The sequence below is a fragment of the Magnetococcales bacterium genome (assembly GCA_015231175.1).
In the GTDB taxonomy this organism is placed as follows: domain Bacteria; phylum Pseudomonadota; class Magnetococcia; order Magnetococcales; family DC0425bin3; genus HA3dbin3.
Genome location: JADGBZ010000165.1, coordinates 1 through 2,669, shown reverse-complemented (window position 1 = coordinate 2,669; position 2,669 = coordinate 1). Strand labels below are relative to the sequence as shown.

At 64.4% G+C, this 2,669-nt stretch carries 1 protein-coding gene; it reads left to right on the top strand.

Going from position 1 to position 2,669, the window contains the following annotated elements; translation table 11 throughout:
- Positions 1-2,510: hypothetical protein (locus HQL63_16205; protein MBF0178365.1), on the top strand; the 2,510-nt coding region annotated here is incomplete at its 5' end.
- Positions 2,511-2,669: the final 159 nt, after the last annotated feature.

The window sequence follows — 2,669 nt, the reverse complement described above, 5'->3', positions numbered from 1 at the left end:
TGGGCGCCGGACGGAGCAGCCGCGACCAGGCGTTGCGGGAGTCGCTCCAGGAGACGGTTGCCACGACCTTGCGCCGTGAAGGGGAGAAACTGGTGGCCTGTCAGGAGACAGAGTGGCGACAGGCCCTGACGGAGATGCGGCGGTATTTTGCCGAAAATCCGGCGGCGCCGGCGACCATGAACCCGGCGGTACCGGCGGCGGAGAGCCCGGTGGCGCCGGCGGAAGCGTTGGAACCCCTGGTGGCCAGGTTGGATCAGCTCCTGGTCCTGTTGTCGAGTCGCAGCGACGGGGAACGGGAGATATCCCTGGAGCCGGTCAAGGCCTGGATGCGGGAAGAGAGCGCCCGTCTGGCACAACTGAACGCAACGGTTGTGCAGGAGGCGCTGGAGGTCTTGTCGGCGGCGGCCACGGTGCCAAACCAGGCGCCGGAGGTGGTCCGGGAGCCCGAGTCCGTATCAACCTTCGCAGCGGCAGCCGGGGTGCATGATGCGGCGGTTGGGAGGGAAGATGAATCCCCGCCCGGGTCACGGGAGGCGGTCTCTGCACCGGAGGGTGAGACTCGCGTGGGCATACCGGAGATGGTGGCTGGGCAGGAGACCCTGCGGGAGTTGTTGGAGGGGATCAAACAGGCGTTGCATGCTCGCGAAGAGCGGGAGGTGACGCGCCTGAACGAATTGGTGTGGCGTCTGGATCAACTGGGCGAGACGTTGCAGATGACCCGGACCGAGGAGGGGCGTGTCAACGAGGCGCAACTGCTGGCCACCGAGGCGGCGTGGCGTGACCGGGCCGAGGCGTTACGCCGGGGGATCATGGAGGAGGCGCACCGTTTGCGGGAGGTAGGGACGGTATTCCAGATCGCTCTCGAACGGATGGAGCGTCTGGAAGAAGAGCGGGGCAAGGCGGAGAAGATCCAGGGCGAACGGTGGCGGGAGGTGATGGAGGGGATGCGCTCGGTGAGTCTGCAAGCCATGGCCGAGGAGCGTGTCGCAGTGCAGGAGATGGTGTTGCAACTGCGTTCCGATCTTTTGCTGGGGATGGAGGCGGTGGCGCAGGCAACCCATGGGGCGGAGAGTGCCAAACCCGATGCGAGCGTTGCCCGGCTGGAGAGCGCCCTGCGGGAGGAGAGTATCGTGACCCGCCTGGCGGGGACGTTGCAAGAGGAGAACATGGCCCGCCTGGAACGGACACTCCAGGAGACCCACAACCGGTTGTCGTTGGAGATGGGCGCCCGGATCAGCGAGGCCATGCGCATGCTGGTGCCGGAGGAGCGTGGCGTCGATGCCGAGACTCTGCGGCAGATGTTGCAGACCGCCTGGGAGGAGAGTGGGCAGGCGGTGGTGGCCGGGCAGCGGGAGTTGCAACGGATGGTGCGGCAACTTCAGGAGGAGTTGTTGCAGCGGATGCGGGCCGGTCAGCAGGCCTCGGGGGATGCGTTGCCGGCGATGGAACGGCTCATTCAGGCGGGGATGGAGCGTCTGGAGCTGCAACTGCGGGAGAATCAGACCCGGCTTTGGACCGACAGCGACCAGAAGGTGCGCGATACCCTGTTGGAGCTGACCGGAGCATGGGAGGAGAAGGTTGCGGCGGGGTGGGCGACGGGGCTGGGCCAGCATGTTCGGGAGATGCGGGAGGTGTGGCTGGAGGCGGAGAAGCGCCCGGTGTTTTTGCATCCCGAGACCATAACCCGGTTGGTCGAGCAGTTGCGCGGGGGGGCTGGAGCGCCGGCGGAGGATCTGTTGCTGACCTTGACCACCCTGTTCCAGGAGCAGGTGGAGCGGGGCCAGGGGGAGCAGAAAGAGGCTTTCCGGGGGATGCTGGCCGATCTGACCCGGCATGTGGAGGGGGTGTTGGGAGAGGTTTCCGGGCCGGTGCGGGAGGGGTTGGCCTGGCTGCGGGAGGCGATGGAAGAGCGCAACCTGCCTGCCCAGCAAGCGTTGCTGGCCAGGCTGGAAGAGATGGGTCGGCAGATCGAGGCGCAGCACGCCAACGAGGAGATGGAGCGCAAACGAGGATTTCAGGAGGCATTGGCGGCCCTCTTTGCGCGGCTTGACGGCTTGGCGGATGTGCGCATGGCGCCGGTGCAGGGGGCTCTAGAGGGGATACGCACGGCTGTGGAAGGAGGACTCTCCCTCTCCAGCCAGGAGTTGATGGAAAAAGTGGTGGATTTGACCCACCGGGTGGAGGAGGTGCAAAAAAGTTCCATGGGTGTCTCTGCGGAGTTGGCAACGCTGGACGAACCCTTCATCCAGCTGGCGACGGCCATCCGCGAGAGCATGGATGGCATGGAGCAAACCCGGGATGCGGTCTTCTTCTTTACAGAAAAATTTCCGGAGTTGCTGGCAACCTATCTGGAAGCCATCGAAGATGAGGATGAAAAGTTGCAGGAAGAGTCCAGGGCGGAAGGTGGGAGTCGGGGGGTGGAGAGCACACCGCCGCCGGAGGGGTCCGATCCCGGGGAGGAGAAGGATTTCACCCGTTTTTTGGAGCGGTTGCGGGGGAGCCTGGAATAAAGGAGAGGTGACTGTCCACGGATGCCGGATTATCGGCACTGTAGTTGGCAAAGGTTTTACCATAGCCGCTCAGAATCCTGGGAAGCTGATCCAGCAAGATCCGCTTTTTGGTGGTGCCCGACATTGACCTAATTGCCTGATGTGGCGTAAATTTTCTCT